The organism is Amphibacillus cookii, assembly GCF_016908375.1.
In the GTDB taxonomy this organism is placed as follows: domain Bacteria; phylum Bacillota; class Bacilli; order Bacillales; family Amphibacillaceae; genus Amphibacillus_C; species Amphibacillus_C cookii.
The window spans coordinates 209,930-232,838 of record NZ_JAFBDS010000008.1 but is presented as its reverse complement, the minus strand read 5'-3'; the positions used below and the strand labels follow the sequence as shown (position 1 = coordinate 232,838).

Below are 22,909 nucleotides of genomic sequence, written 5' to 3'. Positions count from 1 at the left end.
GCATGACCTAGGGTCCCGAAATGTAAAGCGACACGCTCTCAGCTTTGCATCCCGAGACCCTAGGTCTTTTTTTTATTATTTTATACGGGAGGGAATTTATATGGAATATCAAACAATAGCTGCTGAAATTTTAAATCATGTGGGTGGGGAAAAAAACATTTCGCATGTCACACATTGTGCAACAAGGTTACGCTTTAACTTGAAAGACGATTCAAAAGTAGACACACATGCGATTAAGAAGGTGCAAGGTGTTTTAGGTACCGCCAAAAGTGGAGGGCAGTATCAAATTATTATTGGAAGTAATGTAAACAATGTCCATGATGAACTCGTAAAGTTGGGTAATTTTAAACTCAATACCGCTGATGACTCAAATAAAAAGAAAGGTATTTCTCGCATTTTAGATACACTATCCGGTATTTTCACGCCTATTTTACCAGCTATGATAGGTTGTGCAATGATTAAGGCATTGCTTGTTATTTTAGATGTCACTTCTTTAATATCCAGTGAATCTGAAATATTCGTTTTTTTAACATTTATTGGTGATTCAGCTTATTATTTTCTGCCTATGCTATTAGCTTGGAGTGCTGCAGTGAAATTTAAAGTAAATGTAGGCTTAGCGATTGCACTAGCTGGTATATTATTACATCCTACTTTTTCAGCAATGTTGAGTAGTGAAGAAGCGATTACACTTTTAGGGATTCCGGTTACTAAAGCGACCTACAGCTCTTCCGTTATTCCAATTATTTTAGCTGTTTGGGTCATGTCCTATGTAGAGAAATTTGCTGATAGGGTATCTCCAAATGTATTAAAAACAATATTGAAGCCCTTGTTGATTATTTTAATTATGGCACCATTAACTTTAACGGCTATTGGCCCACTAGGAGCAATAATAGGTAATTATGTTGCAGAATTTGTAGGTTTTGTTAATACGAATATGGGGTGGTTAGTATCCGGTATTGTTGGAGCGACATTTCCTTTCTTGATTATGACAGGTATGCATTATAGCTTGGGTCCTATTGCGATCACAGCTTACACAACAACGGGATTAGAACCTATTATAGGACCCGGTATGTTAATCCACAGTCTTGCTCAAGGTGGAGCGGCATTAGCAGTTGCTTTATTATCAAAGAACAAGCAGGTTAAACAAGTTGCAGGTTCTGCGAGTATGACAGCTGTACTTGGTGTTACAGAACCTGCGCTATTCGGGGTTGCACTAAGATTTAAGAAGGCGTTAATTGCTATTATTGTTGCAGGTGCAGCCGGTGGACTTTATGTTGGTTTCTTTGGTGTTGCACGATCTGCAATGGGTATAACGGGGCTAGCTACTTTGCCAGCTTTTATTACAGAAAATCCTTATAATTTAATGCATGCTATTATTGGTTGTGCAATCGGCTTTTTAGTAGCTTTTGCAATGGTATTTATTTTGAAATTTAAGGATGTAGACCAAGAAGATCCTCTAGTGAAAAATGAAAACAATCAAGAAGAGAATGCTTATCAATCACGAGTTAAAAATAGTGTCGTAAAATCACCATTAAAAGGTGACGTTGTTCAATTAAATGAAGTTAAGGATGAAACTTTTTCAAGTGGCGTTTTAGGAAAAGGTATGGCGATTCTTCCTACAGAAGGTCGTTTAGTTTCTCCTGTAAAAGGTGAAATAACTACTATATTTCCTACTCTACATGCGATAGGAATAACATCCGAAGACGGTGTTGAACTGCTAATTCATATAGGTATGGACACTGTTAAACTAAATGGAAATTATTTTAAGTCAACAGTGGAAAGTGGCGATCAAGTAAATGAGGGTGATTTATTAATAGAATTTGATATGGATGGCATTCAAAATGAAGGCTATGATTTAATTACCCCAATAATTGTGACGAATACAAATAATTATTTGGATGTTTTAACTACGGAAAGGGAAACCATTGATACTAATGAAATTCTATTAACGATTGTATTCGATCAGTATATGTCTGAGAGGGGACAAGATAATGAATAAAAAAGATATATTACCTGTTGATTTTATGTGGGGAGGAGCCACTGCAGCGAACCAATATGAGGGCGCTTGGGATGTGGGAGGAAAAAAGGCAAGTACAGCAGATGTAATGACTGGGGGAACGCATACGAACCCAAGACGAATTACTAAACATATTGAAGAAGGTGTCTATTATCCTTCCCATGAAGCTGTTGATTTTTATCATCATTATAAAGAAGATATTAAATTATTTGCTGAAATGGGCTTTAAATGCTTTAGAATGTCGATCGCTTGGTCAAGGATTTTTCCTAATGCTGATGATCGTGTAGCAAATGAAGAAGGCCTTCAATTCTATGACAACGTCTTTTCAGAATTGAAAAAATATAATATTGAACCTGTTGTAACGATTTCTCACTATGAAGCACCGTTTGCTTTAACTGAAAAATATAATGGCTGGGTATCTAGAGAGGTCATTGACCATTATGTGAAATATTGCAATACACTTTTCACACGTTATAAGGATGTAGTCAAGTATTGGATTACTTTTAATGAAATTAATAGTTTAATGGTTCCTGCTGGAGCATTTTTAGCTGGGGCATTATTAATAGATGACAGTGGGGCTTTTAATAATACAACTATTGATAGTTCCCAAATGCGATTCCAGGCCTTGCACCATCAATTGGTTGCTAGTGCAAAAGCAGTCGACTTGGCTCATAAAATAAATCCTAACTTTAAGGTTGGGTGTATGATTAATTACAGCTTGGGTTATGCAAGCACATGTAATCCTAAAGACATTGTCAAAGCTCAAAAGCATGACCAAATTAATAATATGATTTGTGGCGATGTCCATGTTCGTGGGGAGTATCCAGCTTTCACTAAACGTTATTTTGAGGAGAACAACATTAAAATTGAAACGGCTGAAGCAGATCAAGAAACACTAAAAAATGGCTGCGTGGACTTCTATACGTTCAGTTATTATAAGTCTCATGTAGTTGGGACGCGTCCCGAGGGTGATGAAACACAAGGTAATGTATTTGGTGGGTTTAAAAACCCTTATTTAAAGGCTACTGATTGGGGATGGCAAATCGATCCTGAAGGGCTACGATATGTACTTAATCATGTTTATGATCGTTATAAAATCCCAATGATGGTTGTTGAAAATGGCTTAGGTGCGGTTGATGTAGTGGAAAAGGATGGCACAATAAACGATGATTACAGAATAGAATATCTTAAAGGTCATATCGAGCAAATGAAGGAAGCCGTATATGATGGTGTAGAACTCATAGGATACACGCCATGGGGGTGTATTGATATAGTGAGTGCATCAACAGGAGAAATGAAGAAACGTTATGGTTTTATCTATGTCGATAAAGATAATGATGGCAAAGGTACTTTAAATAGATGGAAAAAGAAAAGCTTTGGCTGGTATCAGAAAGTGATAGCAACAAATGGAGAAGAATTGTAATCAATTTTTATCACAGATAACCGTCCGTCAAACATCCACCTCAGAATAGAGAGTAGGGCAAATCTATTTAGATGGGAGCTAACGGACGCTAGTGTCCTGATCCATTCAACTAACCATCGGTGGGCGAAGAACGAGAACGCTCACTGATGGTTAGTTTCGTTTTATCATGACTGTGCCCTAATCGCTACATAATTTGCTCTAAGCTAACCTCAGCTTCTGTCAGAAGAGAGGTTTGAGTGTGTCTTAACGACTATGAAATTAGTTGCGTTGATAGATGTCGTAGCTGCAAGGAATGACTACTTCAATAAAACGGGAACCTATATTCCTATTTGTTCGGACGGTGGGATCGTTCATGACTATCATATTACGCTGGCGTTAGCTATGGGAGCAGATTTTGTGATGATGGGGCGGTACTTTGCCCGATTTGATGAAAGTCCCACTCAAAAATTGAAAATTGGAAATAATTATGTGAAAGGATATTGGGCTGAAGGTTCTACCAGAGCTAGAAACTGGCAACGTTATGATATGGGAGGATCAAAGTCACTAGCATTTGAAGAAGGTGTAGACTCTTATGTCCCATACGCAGGTGGACTGCGCGAAAACCTTAATAATACTTTAAGTAAAATTAAATCAACAATGTGTACCTGTGGAAGTTCGATCATATCAGAGTTCCAGAATAAAGCAAGAATCACCCTTATATCATCTACTAGTTTAGTTGAAGGTGGGGCGCATGATGTCATAGTTAAAGAGAATAAATATCCAGGAGAGTAGTATGTGAGAACGACTTCACGGTAAATGCAAGTTAAACAAGGTGTCTGAGTTAGTGTCACCAACTCTTTACTCAATCGTTGATAGGCCATCGTCAAGTTCCGTTTTATTGAAAAATCGGTGATTTGTCTTTCATTTAATCATATAAAGAAGGACTCTCCAAATGGACAGTCCTTTAATGTTTTACGTTACTTACAAGTTTACCCTTTTATCAATGATGATTAGAGCTGCAATAATAAGGATAGAGATTACTGTTTTCAAGCCATCTTGCTTTGTTATTATCGCTGTGGAAGTAATCGGCAAAGATCCAGTGAAGCCACGTGCTGTCATAGCTTCATACATATGTTCAGAGCGTTCAAACGCCTTAACGAGAAGTGCGGCCATTAATTGACCATAAATCTTTAAGCTTTTGAAGCGAATCCCGCCATGGAACAAGCGCGATTTAATTGCTGTTAACATCCGCTGAACATCATCGAGAAGCAGAAAAACATACCGATAAGATAAGACTAAGATGGTGATTAGTGTTGGTGGAATATGGAATCCTAATAAACCACTCATTAATTGATCGAGCGTCTGCGTTTCTAAAATAATTGTCAAGACCGTCATCGATGTAAAAGCTTTTAATAAAAGTATTAACGCAAATATCGATTGTTGGTGTTGGAACGACCAAAACAACGGTACAGTCATTAATAAGAGAAAGGGACTGATAATTAAATACCTTTGAAGTAGTAGCTTTATAGGGATGTTCATTAAAAACAGTGTGGTTAATGCAAGTAAATAAGCAATGAAGATGGAAACGATATGTGTTAAACTTATCGCGGTAAATGTATAACTGATTGCAGCGATTAATTTAGAACGAGATTCCCAGCGTGTTGCCCAATCTGGAACGGAACTCCTTTTGTTCGCTTTAATGAGCATTGTTTGATTAATCAGTAGATGAATTTAAGTTTCTTTTGACAGCGACAAGGGTGATGGTTGAGCCAATCAATAAACCTACAATAAGCATGCCAATTAAAGCCCAAATGCTAGTGTCGATCTGTTCATCTTCATTGATGTCTAAAAGTAATGTTGAGGTGTGACTGATGCGGTCATAGTCGTCCTCATCAAGCACTCCTGCTTCTTCTAACACGACATTAGCTTTAATTAACCATTCGCCTGCTGAATCTAGTTCAATAGTAAAGTTACCATTTTGATCGGTTACTTCTTCTATCACTTCGTCTTCTGGTCCATAGGCCATTATGGTTGCTTCCTCTATAGCATGCTTATCAAGCTCGACGATCCCCTCTAATTTTCCAGAAGACAAGCTTGATAAATCAGTGGTTGGCACGATTTCTAAAGCTAAGCCAACAGGTGAATCGGCATGGGCCTCTCCATCACCAACAATGTGCACGGTTTTGGCCATATGACTGCTTAATTGTGTGAAATCTTGATCATCGGGTGAATATGTACCTAAAGCACGTTCTGCCCAAAAGATATATTCACCCTGATCTTGGATCGGCACGATCGCTCTTGCGTAAACACCGGCAGCTTCAAGATCCAGCTGATCCTGATTCCCATCTGGATAACGCACATATAATCGATAATCTTCGGGCTCTGATTCACTTACATTATCTCGAATATGTCCCCATTTAATATCGACTCTTAGTTCTTGACTGTCAGAAAGTTCTTTGACTTGAATAAATAACTCATGCGCAAATAAGGTAGGCGTTGTTATCAGAAAAAAAATAGCAAATACAAACAAACTAATTAAAACTTTTTTCATTGTTAGTCTCTCCTCTTTTTTCATTGTTTTTTTCTTTGGCTTCTTTATATTGATGTCGAAAACTAAAGAATGTGGCGATAAAAGTGAAGCAAGAAATACCAATCATGATCCGGATAAAAGCAGGGATTTCTTTTACTATATGTGTATCCTTTTCCATGGTTGAGGCACGGTGACCGAAGTTATCTTCAGCAATGAAACGGTGAATAGTGAGCGCGGGGTCATAAGTTAATTGCCCGTTTTTGTCTACCTGCTCTTCAAAGATTAGTTGTCCAGATTCATCAAAGGCTGATACTGTTGCATCGCTTGCCGTCGTTCCATCATCAAAGTAAACACCAAGTTGTCCTTTTTTTTCTATTTCTATCATTAAACGATGGGCTTTGATTGTTTCCATGTTATAAAGAAAGCCACTTATAAAGAAGGAAATGACGACAATAATATAAGTTGTTTTTTTAATAGTTCCCATCTTATTTCTCCTCTTTCATTAAATGCTTAACAAGCTGTGGTCTAATTAGTGAAAGATGTTTGATCGCAAAACCGGTCAGCACCCCTTCAATCAATGCCAGAGGGAGATATGCCATCCATACGAGTTGAATAACAGAAAAGGCTTGGTCATGGTAATAAGAACTAGTACTTATTAAAAGCAAGCAAAGTAAACCCACTCCAATTAAAACAGCGAGGCTACCAGACATCATACCTTTCCAAAATAGTGTTAGTGATTTCCTGTTGATAAACATATAGTGAACGAGCAATGCTGGGATGGACATTAATAACGTATTTGCCCCAAATGTGGTGATGCCTCCATGTTGAAACAATAGGGCTTGTAAGAGTAAAGCAACCAAAATAGCTAATGGTGCGCGCCTGCCTAATATTAAACCGATAAAGCCGCCTAATAATGGATGGATCGATGTGGGTCCAATTGGTATGTTGATTAATGATGCTACAAAAAAGCCACCAGCTAATAGACTAATTTTAGGGATTTCTTCTTCTTTGGTCCCTTTTAATGCATAAACAAAGATTCCAACAGCCCCAATTGTTGTCGTGATAGCAACAGGGAGACTTAATACACCATCGGCAACATGCATAAAAAACCCCCATTCTTGTAAATAGTCGATTTTTAATGTGTCATCTTAAAGAAATTAAAAAGCCGAGCTAACTAACTATATTAAAGAAAAAGGCAAAATATGAATCTTATTATAAAAATTTAACGAATGAACAATCACTTGATAAAAAGTGGTTAGCTACAGGTAGATAGATGTACTAAAGGGCTTAAAGTCGCTTTTTTGGTAATAGACCTGCCTGATGACCTTTATTAAAAATCGTAGGCGAGGACTTAATTTAAGATAAGTCCTCGCCTACTCGTTACTATAGAATATAAATTTTCAACTTATTGATAAAATGATCGATAAGATTCAAGCCGCTGTTCACTAACAGAGGTGTGTAACCACCCTTTTGGGTGTGTCCTTTTATAATCTTCTGATGGATAATGCATAATTTTTAATTTCTGATAAGCAACGCTATCTTCTGGAACATAAGCACAAATATTTCCCTTTGAAAGCGAGCGCTGTTGCCTAGCATTTTGAGTATCATCAGCTGTTCTCCAATTGCCTTGTTGTGGCACCATAGGATATGGATAAGGAAATGTCGGATGATGCGGCGTATATGCAGAATAATAATGCATTTGTTTTCCTCCTTACGATAATCACTTCTTTATAAGTGTATTCAAGCTACTCTAATTTGCTATTAACAATTAGACAATTTGAATGGCTGAAGGGGATGCACAAATCATTGGATAACGAATAAAATGCTGTATGGTTAAATCTATGACTAGGGTGATGTATATGATTCCAACTCATATTAACAACATTTTTGCCATTCGAATAAATAGTGCTGCCAATAACTCCGCGATGAACTATGGTAATTCAGCGCAAAAAGGTCATCAATCAAACATGAAATTAAATGTTGGCTACTGGCAACCAGGTGATGCTAATTTCAGTCCGTTACAGTTTAATAACTCTAACATTTCAAACGATCCAGATGTCCTTGATCAACCACAAGCCCAAATATGATCGATCTCAGTACCATAATTAGCAGGAGTACTTTTCTCTTGCTAATTATAGATCATAAAATGGAAGATATTTGATTGAATAAGAGGTAAGTGGAAAACAAGGAGGCAATAGAATGAGCCATACAAATAATATTTTTGGTATCCGAATTAATACAATTATGAACAATGGCTCGGTTAATTTTGGGAATGTATGGCACACGAAACATCAATCAAACGTTAAAATGAATGTGGGTTATTTGCATTCTGGTGATGCCATTGATAGTCCCTTACAATTTAATAATAAAAATTATGCCTATGACCCTGACATCGTTGATCAGTCTCAACAACAAATCTAAGCAGAAAGGCTGTCAGCTATGGATTTTAAAATTAATATAAGGAACATCAATGTGAGTTCAATTAGTACATTAGGTTCGATGAATATTGGTAAAATTTTTTTTGCTCATAATAGGTCTCAACTCATGAGACTACCTAAAGAACACTATCAAGAAGAGGAAATAGAAGAAAATGATTAAGCCTATTGAAATTAATGCTATGTACAAAAAATAGTTAAAAAGAGGTGGCCCTATGTATTATAAATGGTATAATGATCATCCATATTATAAGAACCCTCAATTGATTTATGGCGCCAAGGGTTTACCTTCTTATCATCCAATCGGGCAATTATCTTCACACCCGAGTCAAGGAAAGAATACGCATGCGAATGAAGTAGGGTATCAAACCTTATTAGCCCACCTAAATAAAATTTATCAAGAAATCAATGCTTTAAAAGAAGATAATAAGCAGTTGAAAGATGAACTTGCTAACAAAAAGACCATTAATGTAGAAAATATTACAAATAAGATTCAAGATTTAAATGTAGAAAATTTATCAGGCTCTTTACTGGTTGGTTTAAGTGCGTTAAGTGATGCAGAAGAATTGCAAAAATTCTTAGATGATAATGAAGCTGTTTTTTTAAACGATATTAATGCTGAGCAAGTGGCCAATAACCAGATGAAACAACATCAGGCAGAAGACATCGTTACTAATGATGATGAATCATGAGCTTGGCTATCTGTTTTTAATAAATATATTTCTCGTTACCCTTTAAGTATTTAAATAAAAACCGATAGGCCTCCTGTTCATTAATCGGTAATTTGTCATTAAGATTTGGGATCATTTTAAACGTTCTTGCGATAATGGGGAGATGTAATTTGGCTTTTTTTATGTAGGCTTCATTTATCAATAAGTCAGTTCCTCCAATGGCTAATAATTTTCCTTCTGTGAGTAAAATAACGATATCAGCCCAAGAGGCGGCGAAATTCACATCATGCGTCGATAATAAAATTGTTTTACCCATATAATTTAAGCCCTGAAGCAGACCAGCTATTTGATCTTGGCCAACAGGATCTAAAAATGCCATGGGCTCATCGAGAATGATTATGTCAGGTCTCATTGCTAAAATACCAGCAATGGCGACTCTCTTCTTCTCTCCATAGCTTAATTGATAGGGTGGTGTATCTTTATATTCTAGCATGCCAACATTACCCAAGGCTGCATGGCAGACAGCCTCTATTTCCCCTTGATCAAGTTGTAAGTTTCGCGGACCAAAAGTAACATCGTCCCAGACTGTCGCAGAAAAGACTTGATCATCAGGATCTTGAAATACTAATCCGACTTTTTTTCGAATCGCTTTTGCACTTTTTCGGGTAAGTGATTGTCCCATAATGCTAATCTCACCATGATCAGGCAACTTTAATCCGTTTAAATGATGTAAAAAGGTAGATTTACCCGCCCCGTTTGGTCCTAATAGTGCTACTTTCGCCCCGATTGGAATCGTTAAGCTTAGGTCTTTAAGAGCCGCTACACCATTTTCATAACAATAAGTCACATCGGATAGTTCGATGGCATACACGTTTTTCATCTCCCAGCTAGCTTATATGAAAGGCGTCCATATTTTGAGGACGCCTTTCATATAAGTTTATCACAGCTAACCGTTCGTAAAACCTCACCTCAAAATAGAGAGTAGAGCAAATCAATTGAGAGGGGTTATAACGGACGCTAATGTTCGGATCCACTCAACGAACCTGCAATCAATGGGAGAACAACGAAAATACCCACTGATTGAAGGTTCGTTTCATTTATACGATTATGATTAATTAAATTGTTTTCCGATCTTTCCTTCTCTAACCATTGTTGCTAAAACATCTGCAATCACACGTGTGCCTAATAATGCGGTTTGATCACTAACATCATAAGGTGGAGATACTTCAACAAGTTCCATTCCACACACACCTTGACTTGCAACACGGTCAATAAATTGGAGGCCTTCGCGTGGTAAGAACCCCCCTGGTTCTGGCCAGCCCGTACCGGGAACAAATCCACTATCGAATGAATCGATGTCAACACTTAAATAAACCGCTTTAGCCCCATGCCAAGCTTTTTCTAGGGCAATATCCGCAACTTGATCAATGCCTAGTCTTTCTATATCATCCATTGTGATAACGGTAGTATCAAATTTTCGAACGTTTTTGACCGCTTCTCTTGGTACTTGCCAACCGCCAATTCCAACTTGAACAAGGTTCGATGGTGGTGCATTTGGAATATTAGTGGCATGGAACCAAGGCGTTGTATGCATGCGTTCGTCCATATCTTTTTCTTGGAGATCTAAGTGGCGATCCATATGGATGATACCTACTTTGCCATCAACATGGTCAGCTATTGCTCTTAAACAAGGATAGCCAATTGAATGGTCACCTCCGAGCATAACGGGGAGCGTCCCTTGTGAGAAAACGTGGGATACTGCGCGATAAATTTGGTCAAAGCTTTTTTCAATATTAGCAATGGTGAAAATATCACCAACATCGCACATTTTCAATGATTCTTGTAAATCAACCCCTTTTTCATAACTATAAGGGGTATATAATTTTGATATCCGTCTCATTGCTTCAGGACCAAATCGCGTCCCAGCCCGGTAAGTGGTACCGATATCAAACGGAACACCGATAAAGGCAACATCAAACTCACCAACATGGCGCACATCTTCTAAAAAGGGTGTTCTTAAAAAAGTGGGAATCCCACCTTGAGGTGGTCTCCCTTCTCTAGAGAAGGTGGAAATGGTACGATCTCCAATTGATGGTGCCCCTTCTAGACCATATTTGAGTGAGCGCTCTATTTCTTTTTCTCGCTCGATTTCAGGGATTTTTGCCTCTTGTTCGGCATTTTCAATTCCCAATAAATCAGTGGTACGGTCACTTTCTAATGCTTTTTTTTGCCGATAACTTAAACCGTGATTATCAAAGAAACCCAACGAAACACCTCCTGATCGCTATAATCTAAATGTGGGCGTTCTCATTCGATTCATTATATTCAAGAAATTAAAGATCATGACTGGTATCTTTATTTTCTTCAAAATTTTTTATTGCTAATTTTTGTCGTGTTTCCTTTGATCGAATAAGTCTATGCAACCACACATATAAATAACCATCTTGATAAGCCGCTTCAATTTTGTCATGATGGGCAGGGTAGGGTAACTGAACTTTCCGGATAATTGGTCCTTGATAAAGTTCCATGTGAATCGGACTCAAGCCTTTATGATCAACGCTCACAGTACCGATGATTTCCAATGTTTTATCATAAACATCAATCTCAACATCTTCTAGGTTTAAACCGGGCGCCCGAAAAATACAAAGAAGTTGATTGTTGGACTCACAAATATTAACCTTTACGCTTGAACCATTGTTTTTGATTCGTTTCGGCTGATCAGTTTGATTTTCATTACTATTTGCTTCCTCTTCAATAAAGTCAAAGCTCGAAAAGAAATCTTCACCAAGAAAATTGGGGATTTTATCATGCCATTTTTTTGGCCAATATTTATTCAATATTCACTTCCCCTTTCCTCTCATTTATATTTAGTTTAATAAAAAAAGCAGATTTTGTGCTTGTCTTTGTCTGGGTGTTTTAGCATATAAAGTATGAATGGAACTGTTTTCTAGGAAATAGAGAAAGGAGTATCGTTGAGCTATGAAGGCAAAGCTTGATCAATTTGAAAGTCGCCTCATTCAAGTAGAGAAGCTGGTTAAAAAACTTGAAGAAGACTATCAAGTGATGGAATCAAATAAATCATTCGATTTAGCACGACAGCGGTCGACCCCAAATACGGATAAGATCAGTTATTTACAAGAAGTGAATGAGCACATGTTTCAGCAAAATAAAAGATTGCGTCTCTTTATCGAACAGTGTATTGATAAAGGCACAGTTCCCGAAAAAGCAACATATTATCAAGCATTAAAACCAGACGATAATGGAAAGTGTTAACTTTATGAAAATTTTTTAATCTATATCGTTAATCAAGGAGAGACAAGGTGGCTCAATTACTCAAAAAGAACAGAAAGAAAGTTATCAGGACATGTGTTTATGCAGCTTAACACTTCCAACGCAAAATAGAGCACGTTGACGAGTGCAAGTGCTCTGATTTGTATGTGTTTATGCTAATGTTCAAGAACCCTTAAGTAAACCACTAGCTTTGATGTTTAGGCCATTGTTGGATGGATATCATAATTGCATCGTGTATTTGATCGCCTTCCCAATAATTTTAGCTGGGTTGTCCTCGTTAATGACAATCGGATCATAGCTAGGATTATCCGGAACGAGAATTAATGTATCACCTTGCTTTTTTACACGCTTCAGCGTAGCTTCCGTTGCGCCATTAACAAGTACCGCAGCAACTTCACCACTTTCAACTTCAGGTTGTTCTCGAATCAAAACCACAGATCCGTGTGGAATGGTAGGTGACATGGATTCGCCAGCTGCCTCTAAGCAGATCAAATGACCGCTGGGCAACGTGTCAGGGGACTCATAATAATAGCCTTTTATATTCTCTTCAGCCGTAATTGGATCACCACACGCAATGGTACCAAGAATCGGGATCGCTACACTTTGTGCTGCAATCGGTGTAAGGTTATCTGGTAGGTCTTCTGTCAATTCGCTTCTCGTTGTTCCAAAATAATCTGCAAGACGTTGTAATTTGTCTGGTCTAGGGTACGTTTTTCCTTTGATCCAGTTAGAAACGGTCATTTCCGGTATATCTAAATCTCTAGCCATCATTGTTTGTGTGATCCCTTTTCGTGCTAATTGTTGCTTGAGTTGCTGTGCTAAAGTTTGTTTTAAGTCACTCATTTTTATCGCTCCTTTCCCTTTAATGGTACCTTTTTAAGTTAGTTTTGTAAAGTGATTATACCTTTAAAAAGTATGAATATGGGTTGACAGTACCTTTTTTAGGTATTATATTATAAAATATAGAGAAAACACAAAGAATATATATTTTTTTAATTTAAAGTACCTTTTAAAGGTACTTAATAATCCATGAAGGAGATTGGTATCGTGTATGACATTAAAGTAACAAAAGAAACATTTAAAAAAGTAGAGGCTGAATGGCGAAATTACCAGCAGACGCTAAGGGAAATTAAGCGATTAGAAGAGACTATTATCAATCCATATCAAGAAACGTGGCAACGCGATGATAATATTGGAGGTGGACATGCTAATATTATTCGTGATCCAACGCAGACGACAGCCCTGCAATTAGCGAAGCACAAACAGTTAGATTATTTAAAGCAAATTGTTCAAGCTATTGATACGGTTTATGAAAAGTTACCAGCCGAATATCAAGCATTAGTTAAAGTGAGATACTGGTCAAATCATAAATATACGTGGGATGCCATTGCTGATCAATGTTTTATTAGTAAACGACAAGCAATGCGTTGGCGAGATGAAATTATTCATGTCACGATTGAAGTGTTAGGTTGGAGATAGGCAATGTCACTCCCATGTCATTTTTTTAATCAAAAACCGTGCTATTATGGTAGTGTAGAAAATTAGAGCATAGCAACTGAAGGACGAGCAGTTGCTTTGTTTTATTTTTATCACAGATAATCGTCCGTAAATCGCCTGCTTCAAACTAGAGGGCATCGATTAAACTACTAAGGTGGGGCTAATTCCTGATTCACTCAACGCCCACCGATTGAAGTTTCGTTTTATACGTGAATCGATTTCATCATGCGGTAGTGTGTATAAAAATTTAGCAAAGAAGCAACGGTGAAAAGTGCAGTGAAATAGGCTAAGTCAATTAAATCAATTTTTGCGTTAAAACGGAGATAGCATACAGCTGAATCTTCGTTTTTTTGATGGCGATAAATTGAAGCCTTGACCTCAACACGTCAATAAAAGGTTGCACCAACAAACAAGGAGGTAGTGCTATGAATTATTCTCGATCACCAACGTATTGACCGATTAAAAACAATTGAAATCAATTACTTAAAAAATATTAGGGAGGAAATTAAAAATGTCAGAAACAGCTATTCAATCAGTATTGGAAGGAAAAAATAAAATTTTATTATTTAGAAAGTTAGCAGATCAGGAGAATCAAGCGGCCAAGCTTGTTTTTCAAACAAGCCATACCTTTAGCTATAGTCGTGAACTTGAGACGATTATTACGAAAGATGGCACCATTGTTAAACCAGGAGAACTAGAGTCTGAAGTTAGTATTGAAGCGATTCAAACGAAGAAAGATCCACTTGCAGCGATGTTAAGAGAGGCTGTAATTAAAGGAGAAAAGCTAGAAATCTGGGAAGTGACTGTTGATCAAGAACTAAAAAATGATGAAGAGAAGTACCCGGCTATTTATGCACAAGGTTACCTTGGTTCATGGGAAGATGTCTCTAGTGCGGAAGAGGATGCAACGATTTCAAGTACATTTACCGTTGAGATGGAGCCTCAATTCGGCTTTGCAACCTTAACAGAGGAACAAGAAGAAGCGATCCAATACTTGTTTAAAGACACGGTTGCAGAAGGTGAGGAAGGAAATGAGGGGGCATAATCGCCTTCTCCTTTTTCTTTACACGATTAATGAGAAATAAATGTCTTATCGCAAACGGATGAGGATGGAAAGCTACAAATTTGGTTATTAAAAATAGGAGGTTATGAAATGAAGTTTTATATTAAGGATAGAGAAGTTGAATTAAAGTTTGGATTAAAATTTTGCCGTGAGCTTGATCAAGTGTATAAAGTCGATTATCAAGGCCTCGAATTTGGGATGGGTGTTAACTTAGCTTATATGAATTTACAACAGGCTAATCCAGTAGCATTAACAGAGGTGATTAAAGCAACTACCGCCCACCTAGGTTTTGCAATGCATGAGATTGATCAGGCTATTGAAACGTATGCAGAAAAAGAAGGCGATTTAAGCAAACTATTTGAACAGATCGAAACTGAAATGGGGAAGTCAGCGACGGTCATTCACACGATCAAAACATTCAATCAACAGGCAAAAGCGAGCGAAAGTTAAACCAAGCGGTTGAAACCTATGAATCGATTATTCTCAATTGCTTTCGCTATTTGAATTGTCAATCGTTACGTGAGATTGAGTTGATGACTTTATATGAATATAAGATGAGAATGCGTGCCTTTCGATTACAACGTATCGATGATGAATATGATATGCATCTGCAAGCATGGCTCCATCAACAAGTGAAAGCAACTAAAGAAAAAGGAAAACGGCAAGTGCCAGTTTTTCAGAGTTTTAAACAATTTTATGACTATGACAAGCGAATTAAGGAAATAGAAAGGCCAATTCAAAAGAAAGTTAGTCTATCAACTAAACAAAAAAACATGGCAAAGGCAGCTTATGTTGCTAATTTAGGAAGGGAGGTTTAAATGTGTCAGAAGCTAATGATATTACGATTTTTTTACAAAGTACAGCTGGTGAAATAAAAAGTGTTATTGGTGTGATCGAAAAACAATTATCAAATAACCCGTTTACCGAACTAGCAGAGTCGGTTAATGAAATTGCCAAAGGCTTTGATAAATCAGCTGAACAGATTAATGGCTTTGCAGATCAAACCAAAGAATCTTTCAAAAAAATTTGGGAATCTGTTCAAGAGCTAAATAAAGCTTTTACCATTTGGGATAAGTTGATTGCCGCCAATAAATTTGTTATTTTCGCCACAGTATTGGCTACATTAGCAATGCTTTTCGTTGAGCTTTATCAAAATTCAGAGACCTTTCAAAATATTGTTAATCGTGTTTTTGAAGCTGTTCGGGATTTCGTTGTGCCAATTGTAGAGGAAATTGCTGATGTGGTTACGAATGTGTGGACGTTTATTACGGATTGGTGGGAAGAACATGGTCAAGTACTTCTTGAAAAAGCGCAAACCATCTTTGAATCGATCTGGGAAACGATTCAAGAAGCTATGAATCATGTTTGGGAGATTATCGAAACGGTTCTAGGAAAGGTGATCACGTTTATTCAAGAACAATTAGAAAAGATTCAGACGTTTTGGTTAGAACATGGTGAGACGATTATGGATGCCGTTGAAAACATCTTTAGTTTTATCTACGGTATTATAGAGACCGTTATGGATAAGGTGCAGGATATTATTGCATATGTCTTACCGATTATCCAAAACATCTTTGAACGCGTAATGCCAATTGTTAAACATATTATCGAAAAAACATGGGAGAGAATTCAGATTGTTATTGAAACGGTCATTAATGTCATTTTAGGCATTATTGAATTTTTTGCTTCCATGTTCACTGGTGATTTTGAAGGGATGAAAGAAGCGGTATTGAAGATCTGGAATTCCATTTGGGATGGTATTAAAGGCTTAGTGGACAATGCTTGGCAGACGGTCAAACCAGCTTTTACAGCGCTTTGGGATTCGATTAGTGGTTGGTTTACTGATCTATTTAACGATGCACTGGATTGGGGCGGCGATTTAATAAAAGGGTTCTGGGAAGGTATTAAAGGAATGGGAAGCTGGCTTTCGAGTAAGGTAGGAAATCTCATCTCTAAAGTGGTACCGGGACCGATTAAATCAGTATTAGGCATTGCCAGCCCGTCGAAGTTGATGAAAGAGTATGGTAGATATACAGGGCAAGGGTTGGAAATCGGCTTAAATCATTCACGGACGAAATTACGTCGTGCCTCTGAGGCAATGGCTCGTGTAATCGAACGCCCTATTTCAGATCTCGATGTAGCCGGTCAAGTAAATCATATTCATCGTGATTCCCAACTTTTTAGAAATCAAAGGCATCAGCATCAATTATCTAGTCAGAAACAATCTGCATTTATTAATGTCTCAATTGGAAACCAAGAATTCCGTCGCTTTGTTGAAGATATTAATCATGAACAAGATCGTATCCATCGGACAGAAAAATCATTTGCTTAGGAGGTGAGCGATATGTATCAATTTGTGGATACAACAGCAGGGAGCACATCGAGTGCTTCCTTATCATTAAATACGATGTTTAATGGTCATAATTTAGATCAATTATTAACAGACGATCAAGGTAGTTTTACAACGTTAACCGTAACGGGGCGTAGTCAAAGCGAACAATTAATTGAAACGATAAACATCATGGGGATGGATGGTTTACTAGAACAAGATCATCCTGATTTGACACATCGTCAAATTGAAGTCAAATACAAAATAACGGATAAAAGTAGTGCTGGACTTAGACAGCGTTTATCACGTTTAAATTATTTATTGGAAGGATCAAAAAAGCAGTTACAGTTTACTGATGAGGCTTTTCTATTTTATGCAACCATGCAAAGTCATATTTTACCGGAAGAAGAGAGCAATACGCTTATCGCAAGTATTGTTTTCCTATGTTCCGATCCTTATAAATATGGTGAGGAGAAAGAATCGGTTTTTTCGTCTAATACGCTCAAGGTGAACAATGAGGGAACGGCAACTGCTTATCCCACTTTTGAATTCGAGGTGCTAGCGCCGATTACTTTTGCGATGGTACAGAACCATTTAAACGAATATTTATTATTGGGTTATCCTGTTGATGAGGATGAAGGAACCATTGTGGATACTCGACAAACGATATTAGATGAGCGTGGTGAAGGCCTATCGAAATGGAACGATTCACCAACCGAAGTGGATCCTATTTCAGGTCATATATCGGAAGGGAGTTTTGCTTATGATGGGACTGGAATCATTGTTGCAGACTATGGAACCCCCTCTAGCGATTCAGATGTGAATGGTTATGGACCAGCAATTATTAAGGAATTACCAGAGCCTGTCCAAGACTTTGAGTTAACCGCTGTTTTCGATACACGTACAAATTTGGCCGAGGAAAACTTTAGAATTGAGATCCATCTGTTTGATGAAGGGTTAAATAATTTAGGTAAAATTGGTGTTCGTGACGGTAATCGAGACTTTCATAACCGCCGTGGCCTTGGCCGTGTAGGACATTATGTTGACGGAACAACGCGATATTTAGTAGGGTCTGGAAACTTTAATTACAATGATTTAGGGCGATCGTCAATGTTCTTTGTCCGCTGGCGTCGTGAAGGCAATCAAACAACGATGTATTTTGCTGAAGTGGTTAATGGTGTGCATGATAGTAACACATTAATTGAACGCCGTTTTATCGATATCGACAATGAATGGATCGGTGCTGTAAAATACGCACAAATTTATATCCGATCATGGCGTGATCGAAGAGCCCCTTACTTAGCCAGGGTCAATCGCTTAAAGATAGAAAAATTAGCGCAATCGACTGAAAATCAGATCCCTTATATGGCTTATCCGGGGGATATCATCACGTTTGATACAAAAAATCAAGAGATGCTCTTAAATGGTGCAGATGTAACGGCACTTAAAGACTTTGGTGCCCATTATTTCACCCTTAAAACAGGAGAAAATGAACTTATCCTGCACCCAGAAGAGCATTTTAATACAACTGTACGTTATCAAGAGCGCTTTAAATAGGAGGTGATAAAATGATACATGTTTTAAATGGACAGACAAATGTTATTTTAGACACAATTGATCAAGGAAGTGTTTTGCAGAATGAACATAGACGTTCACTCAAAGACTACCTAGAAACGTTTGAATTTACTGCTTTAGCTGATAAAAAGTTTGCTGAATATTTAACTGAACGAAACCGTATGATCATTCCTGCTGAAGAACAAGGCTACACTGAATTTATTATTGATGAAGTCGTTAAAACACGTGGCCCGAATGGTTTGGAAGTGCGGGTCTTAGCACTAGCTAGCTATTTAGAATTAAGAAAAGCTGCTGTTGTCGAACCACAAACATTAACAGGATACACACCGACAACAGCGGTGAGCTTTGCTACTAATGGTACAGAATGGCGTCCGGGAAGAATGGACAGTAATGCTACCGCTACGTTTAACATTGACAGCTATACCAATCCGTTTGCTTTTCTAAAACGTGCCGCAAACGAATTTGGTCTCGAGTTAAGCTTTAGAACAGAAACGGAAGGTGGCCGTATTGTTGGTCGTTATGTTGACTTATTAGAACGCGTCGGTGACTGGAAGGGCCGAGAAATCACGTTTGGTAAAGACTTAGAGGGGATTGTGCGTAAGGAAGATGTCAGTCAAGTCTACACCGCATTATTATGCTTAGGTCCGGAAAATGAAGATGGTGAACGTCTTGAAACCTTAGTGGAGAATGCTGACGCCTTACAAAGGTGGGGCAGACCAGATCCAGTGACAGGTGAATTAAAACATTTAGTCGATGTCTTTGAACCACAGTCAAACCAATCAGAGTTGACGTTAGAACAATTAGCGCAATATGGTCGCACAGAACTTGATAAACGTATTCATGCGTTTATTACCTATGAATGCGACATTGTTGATCTTGAAAACGTCCCTGACATGCAAAACAAGCAAATTCGATTCGGGGATACCATTCGCATCAAGGACCAAAAATTTAGTCCGCCATTGTATATTGAAGCACGTGTTTTTGAACAGCGCCGCGATATTTTTAATAAGTCAAATAAGCACATTGAGCTAGGGGACTTTATTGAGTTTACCGAGGAAGAGGTAACGAATATTTGGCGACAGTTGCAAGCACAAATCAATGCTAGAATTAGCTTTAATGAGTTGCAAGAATACACGTACAACAAAGAAGAAATTGAGGAACGTGATTTAACTGCTTACAACAACTCAACAAGCTATGCAGACACAGCGGTTGAAAACGTCGAGATAGACGATAGCAACTTTAAAGATGACACACCGCAAATACCACAAAATGTTGAAGCGGAGGGCTTTTTTAAGGTTATAGCGGTTAAGTGGTCTTATAACAATTCGTCAACGATTGCTGCATATGAAGTATATGCGTCACAAACGCCGGGATTTACGCCCGCCCTTAGCAATATGGTTTGGAGTGGTAAGGCCGGAAGTGTTATGTTTGAAGCGGAAACGAACGAAATGTGGTTTTTCAGAGTTAGGGCAGTTAATACAAGAGGAACTGCATCAGGATACTCGGTAGAGGTAAGTGCAGAGACCGTCAGAGTGCGGGATATTGACGTTGAAATGGGTGCTATTAATGCTGAAAAACTGGCTGACCTTGCTGTTACGGCTGGAAAACTAGCGGACGGCTCAGTTATTAAAGATAAATTAGCTGATAACGCAGTAGACGAGGAAAAACTAGCTAACGACTCTATATCTGCCATTAAAATTCAAAATGGCGCGATCAATAATGCTAAGTTAGATGACCTAGCGGTAACAGCTGAAAAGCTTGCAGAAGGTTCAGTTGAGACAGAAAAAATTGAAAATTACGCCATTACAAGTGCTAAAATCGCAGAGTTAGCAGTTGGTACAGCCGCTATACAAAACGGCGCTATAACTAACGCTAAAATTGATAATCTTGATGCCGAAAAAATAACGTCAGGTATTATTGCTACTGAGCGTATACAGATCGGTAGCGGGGTACAGTTTGATGATGGGTACGATCCGACTAAGATTGAGTTTGGTGGAAGAAATCTACTGTTAAACTCTACATTTAATGATGGGCGTAGCAATTGGCGACAAACTATACTGACTGAATGGTCAGTGATTCCACCTGAGGACGATAAGCCCAACAGCCATATATTACATGTCGAAAATTCTGTTGATCGCGCAACACCAATACGCAACGAAAAAGTAACAAAAGGTCAAGGATCGGGAACAAGACAATATATAGTCAGTTTTGATTTTAAAGTAGATTCCATTCCGGAATCTAGTCACACTGTAGTAACAATGAGACATTGGGATAACCCAGATCAGGACGGAGGTAATGGATCGGGGTCAGGGTTAACTTTTGTTGATACTGGCACTGGTAATATTACTTTTGCCAATATTAATACTAAATATAATATACAACCTGGCGTGTGGCAACATTGCGAATTCCTTCTTAATGAGAGTATTGGTAATAACTATTTTACATTTTGCTTTTACGTCCACGGGAGTCATGGTCACTATAAAATGCGCGAAATACAATTGGAGGAGGGCAACAAGTCCACAGATTGGTCGCCTGCACCAGAAGATCATCAAGCTTACGCAGACAATGCCCCGTTGAAATTGTGGGGCTACGAAGATACAACGTATATTGACGGAGGAAATATTTACGCTAACACTATTACAGCTAACGAGATAGCGACAGGTACTATAACGGCTGAGAGTGGGATAATAGCAGAGCTAGCAGTCGGAAATGCGGCTATCCAAAGTGGCGCTATTACTAACGCTAAAATTGCTAAGGCTGCAATCACAGAAGCTAAGATAGATGATTTAGCGGTTACTGATGCCAAGATTGCCAGTGTTACAGCAGATAAAATAGATGCGGCTAATCTTTCGGCAATCAGTGCTAATTTAGGTACAATAACGGCGGGTGATATAACTGGTGTTAATATAAATGGATCAACAATAACCCAAAAAGGCGAAGAAAACGATATCGTGCTAAACAATGAAGGCTTTTTTGTAATAAATAGAGATACTGGAATAGAAAGAATCTCAATAGAGACATTTTTCGAAGAAACAGACTTTGAAACCATAGCTCCATCACTTATCACTTTTGAAAAAGGATCTTCTCATGAGTTTGCAGTTGGAACTGGTGGTCCCGGAACAGGGTTGCCTGATTGGCACGTGGGGTTTAGCTGGGGAAGTAGTTGGGCGTGGGACAACGGAATATCCGAAATTGTTGGGGGGAACACTTTGCGGATCCATGCAAACGATACCTACTTTCCGGACGGTCAAATACATGTTGAAAGCGGATTGACGTTGCCAAACGCAGCTGCAGGTGCAGGTCGAGATAATGGTTTGATGTTTGGTGGATACAACGGGAATATCATTTCTATATATCGAAATGATTGGGTGTTTTATGGAAATCGGACAAATGGCTCCCCTTTTCATGTAAGGTCGCATGATTCGGGTAGTTCCTTTAGAAGTGACTTGTGGGTAGACCAAAGAGGCTACTTATACTCTCCAGCAACTTGGAATTTAACATCTAGTAATGCAACCAATGTGAGGATTTCTTTTGCTAGTAGTTCAAGTGAAGCTAGATTCTACCGAGTTACATCAGCCAAAAAATATAAAACAGAAATTGAATTAGCTAACGTAGACCCTTATAAAATATTGGAAATAAAACCTAAATCATGGTATGACAAAGGAGAGATCGAACGTAATGATAACAGTATAGATGGGCTTAAACGCTATTATGGAATTATTGCAGATGACTTTGAAGATGTAGGTTTACCTGAGTATGTGGACTACATTGGCGGGGAGATAGAAAATATTGTAGAACGGGCTTGGACGCTTTTGATTCCTATCGTTAAAGACCTAAAAGAAAAAGTAGATGATTTAGACACAAAAATAAAAAAATTGGAGGCTAAAGTATGAATCAAGATATTAATAAAATTATGGATGTTGTATCGATGGAATGGTCGAATCAATTAGCACAGGCAAATAAAAAAATTGCTGTGTTGGTAGAAGAAAACGAGCGATTAAAACAAGAGAATCAACAATCAAGTAATCAAGATCAACCAGTCGAATAGGCTTGTTTTTTTCATTAAAATGGATAAAATTTTAGCAAAACGACAGGAAGC

General features: G+C 38.0%; 23 protein-coding genes and 1 pseudogene. 15 read left to right on the top strand and 9 right to left on the bottom strand.

The window, feature by feature from the left end; all coding sequences use genetic code 11:
- Positions 1–100 precede the first annotated feature (100 nt).
- The 3 genes and pseudogenes from JOE23_RS13010 to JOE23_RS13000 form a co-directional block, all read left to right on the top strand.
- Entirely contained in the window at positions 101–1,999 is a 1,899-nt protein-coding gene (locus JOE23_RS13010) for a beta-glucoside-specific PTS transporter subunit IIABC (RefSeq protein WP_204438992.1), read from the top strand.
- Positions 1,992–3,440, top strand: coding sequence for a 6-phospho-beta-glucosidase (locus JOE23_RS13005; RefSeq protein ID WP_204438990.1), 1,449 nt, complete (start codon positions 1,992–1,994; stop codon positions 3,438–3,440). The genes JOE23_RS13010 and JOE23_RS13005 overlap by 8 nt, the downstream gene beginning before the upstream one ends.
- 264 nt (positions 3,441–3,704) lie before the next feature.
- A pseudogene (locus JOE23_RS13000) lies at positions 3,705–4,211 on the top strand (IMP dehydrogenase); the annotation flags it as partial.
- A gap of 189 nt (positions 4,212–4,400) precedes the next feature.
- Here JOE23_RS13000 and cbiQ read toward each other — a convergent pair.
- The 5 genes from cbiQ to JOE23_RS12975 all read right to left on the bottom strand — a co-directional run bounded on the left by cbiQ (position 4,401) and on the right by JOE23_RS12975 (position 7,648).
- On the bottom strand, positions 4,401–5,126 hold the full coding sequence (gene cbiQ / locus JOE23_RS12995; RefSeq protein WP_204438987.1) for a cobalt ECF transporter T component CbiQ: 726 nt from the start codon (positions 5,124–5,126) through the stop codon (positions 4,401–4,403).
- A gap of 7 nt (positions 5,127–5,133) precedes the next feature.
- A complete protein-coding gene (locus JOE23_RS12990) occupies positions 5,134–5,970 on the bottom strand; it encodes a DUF4198 domain-containing protein (RefSeq protein WP_204438985.1) in 837 nt (278 codons plus the stop codon).
- Positions 5,951–6,433 (bottom strand): hypothetical protein, encoded by a 483-nt coding sequence (locus JOE23_RS12985; RefSeq protein ID WP_204438983.1) that lies wholly within the window; start codon positions 6,431–6,433, stop codon positions 5,951–5,953. Before JOE23_RS12985 ends, JOE23_RS12990 begins: the two co-directional genes overlap by 20 nt.
- 1 nt (position 6,434) lies before the next feature.
- Positions 6,435–7,052, bottom strand: a complete 618-nt coding sequence (locus JOE23_RS12980) for a CbiM family transporter (protein WP_204438982.1) — start codon at positions 7,050–7,052, stop codon at positions 6,435–6,437.
- 302 nt (positions 7,053–7,354) lie between these two features.
- Positions 7,355–7,648, bottom strand: coding sequence for a hypothetical protein (locus tag JOE23_RS12975; RefSeq protein ID WP_204438981.1), 294 nt, complete (start codon positions 7,646–7,648; stop codon positions 7,355–7,357).
- Between the two features lie 160 nt (positions 7,649–7,808).
- Between JOE23_RS12975 and JOE23_RS12970 the strand changes: the two genes are divergently transcribed.
- From JOE23_RS12970 to JOE23_RS12960, 3 genes are all read left to right on the top strand, one after another.
- Positions 7,809–8,036, top strand: a complete 228-nt coding sequence (locus JOE23_RS12970) for a spore germination protein (RefSeq protein WP_204438980.1) — start codon at positions 7,809–7,811, stop codon at positions 8,034–8,036.
- 112 nt (positions 8,037–8,148) lie between these two features.
- Positions 8,149–8,370, top strand: a complete 222-nt coding sequence (locus JOE23_RS12965) for a spore germination protein (protein ID WP_204438979.1) — start codon at positions 8,149–8,151, stop codon at positions 8,368–8,370.
- Between the two features lie 229 nt (positions 8,371–8,599).
- Positions 8,600–9,076: an SH3 domain-containing protein gene (locus JOE23_RS12960; protein ID WP_204438978.1), complete on the top strand. Its 477-nt coding sequence runs from the start codon at positions 8,600–8,602 to the stop codon at positions 9,074–9,076.
- A gap of 16 nt (positions 9,077–9,092) precedes the next feature.
- Here JOE23_RS12960 and JOE23_RS12955 read toward each other — a convergent pair whose 3' ends face one another.
- From JOE23_RS12955 to JOE23_RS12945, 3 genes are all read right to left on the bottom strand, one after another.
- Entirely contained in the window at positions 9,093–9,935 is an 843-nt protein-coding gene (locus JOE23_RS12955; RefSeq protein ID WP_239585413.1) for an ATP-binding cassette domain-containing protein, read from the bottom strand.
- A gap of 231 nt (positions 9,936–10,166) precedes the next feature.
- On the bottom strand, positions 10,167–11,321 hold the full coding sequence (locus tag JOE23_RS12950; RefSeq protein ID WP_204438974.1) for an agmatinase family protein: 1,155 nt from the start codon (positions 11,319–11,321) through the stop codon (positions 10,167–10,169).
- A gap of 67 nt (positions 11,322–11,388) precedes the next feature.
- A complete protein-coding gene (locus JOE23_RS12945) occupies positions 11,389–11,892 on the bottom strand; it encodes an Hsp20/alpha crystallin family protein (protein WP_204438972.1) in 504 nt (167 codons plus the stop codon).
- 142 nt (positions 11,893–12,034) lie between these two features.
- Here JOE23_RS12945 and JOE23_RS12940 point away from each other — a divergent pair, with 142 nt between their 5' ends.
- Positions 12,035–12,328 carry a hypothetical protein gene (locus JOE23_RS12940; RefSeq protein WP_204438970.1) on the top strand — a complete coding sequence of 98 codons (294 nt, stop codon included), beginning with the start codon at positions 12,035–12,037 and terminating at the stop codon, positions 12,326–12,328.
- A 237-nt stretch (positions 12,329–12,565) separates the two neighbouring features.
- On the opposite strand, the gene JOE23_RS12935 is transcribed toward JOE23_RS12940, so the two are convergent.
- The gene (locus JOE23_RS12935) at positions 12,566–13,189 is read right to left on the bottom strand and encodes a LexA family protein (protein ID WP_204438967.1); all 624 of its coding nucleotides are present in this window, start codon (positions 13,187–13,189) and stop codon (positions 12,566–12,568) included.
- 204 nt (positions 13,190–13,393) lie between these two features.
- Here JOE23_RS12935 and JOE23_RS12930 point away from each other — a divergent pair, with 204 nt between their 5' ends.
- The 8 genes from JOE23_RS12930 (at position 13,394) to JOE23_RS12895 (ending at position 22,858) form a co-directional block, all read left to right on the top strand.
- Entirely contained in the window at positions 13,394–13,825 is a 432-nt protein-coding gene (locus JOE23_RS12930; RefSeq protein WP_204438965.1) for a transcriptional regulator, read from the top strand.
- 529 nt (positions 13,826–14,354) lie between these two features.
- Complete coding sequence (locus tag JOE23_RS12925) at positions 14,355–14,888, top strand: phage major tail protein, TP901-1 family (RefSeq protein ID WP_204438964.1); 534 nt, start codon at positions 14,355–14,357, stop codon at positions 14,886–14,888.
- A 108-nt stretch (positions 14,889–14,996) separates the two neighbouring features.
- Positions 14,997–15,356, top strand: a complete 360-nt coding sequence (locus JOE23_RS12920) for a tail assembly chaperone (RefSeq protein WP_204438963.1) — start codon at positions 14,997–14,999, stop codon at positions 15,354–15,356.
- An 83-nt stretch (positions 15,357–15,439) separates the two neighbouring features.
- A complete protein-coding gene (locus JOE23_RS12915) occupies positions 15,440–15,724 on the top strand; it encodes a hypothetical protein (RefSeq protein WP_204438962.1) in 285 nt (94 codons plus the stop codon).
- 2 nt (positions 15,725–15,726) lie between these two features.
- The gene (locus JOE23_RS12910; protein ID WP_204438961.1) at positions 15,727–17,238 is read left to right on the top strand and encodes a phage tail protein; all 1,512 of its coding nucleotides are present in this window, start codon (positions 15,727–15,729) and stop codon (positions 17,236–17,238) included.
- A 12-nt stretch (positions 17,239–17,250) separates the two neighbouring features.
- Positions 17,251–18,792 (top strand): distal tail protein Dit, encoded by a 1,542-nt coding sequence (locus tag JOE23_RS12905; RefSeq protein ID WP_204438960.1) that lies wholly within the window; start codon positions 17,251–17,253, stop codon positions 18,790–18,792.
- 11 nt (positions 18,793–18,803) lie between these two features.
- Positions 18,804–22,703 (top strand): phage tail spike protein, encoded by a 3,900-nt coding sequence (locus JOE23_RS12900; RefSeq protein ID WP_204438958.1) that lies wholly within the window; start codon positions 18,804–18,806, stop codon positions 22,701–22,703.
- Positions 22,700–22,858 carry a hypothetical protein gene (locus JOE23_RS12895; RefSeq protein WP_204438956.1) on the top strand — a complete coding sequence of 53 codons (159 nt, stop codon included), beginning with the start codon at positions 22,700–22,702 and terminating at the stop codon, positions 22,856–22,858. Before JOE23_RS12900 ends, JOE23_RS12895 begins: the two co-directional genes overlap by 4 nt.
- Positions 22,859–22,909 lie beyond the last annotated feature (51 nt).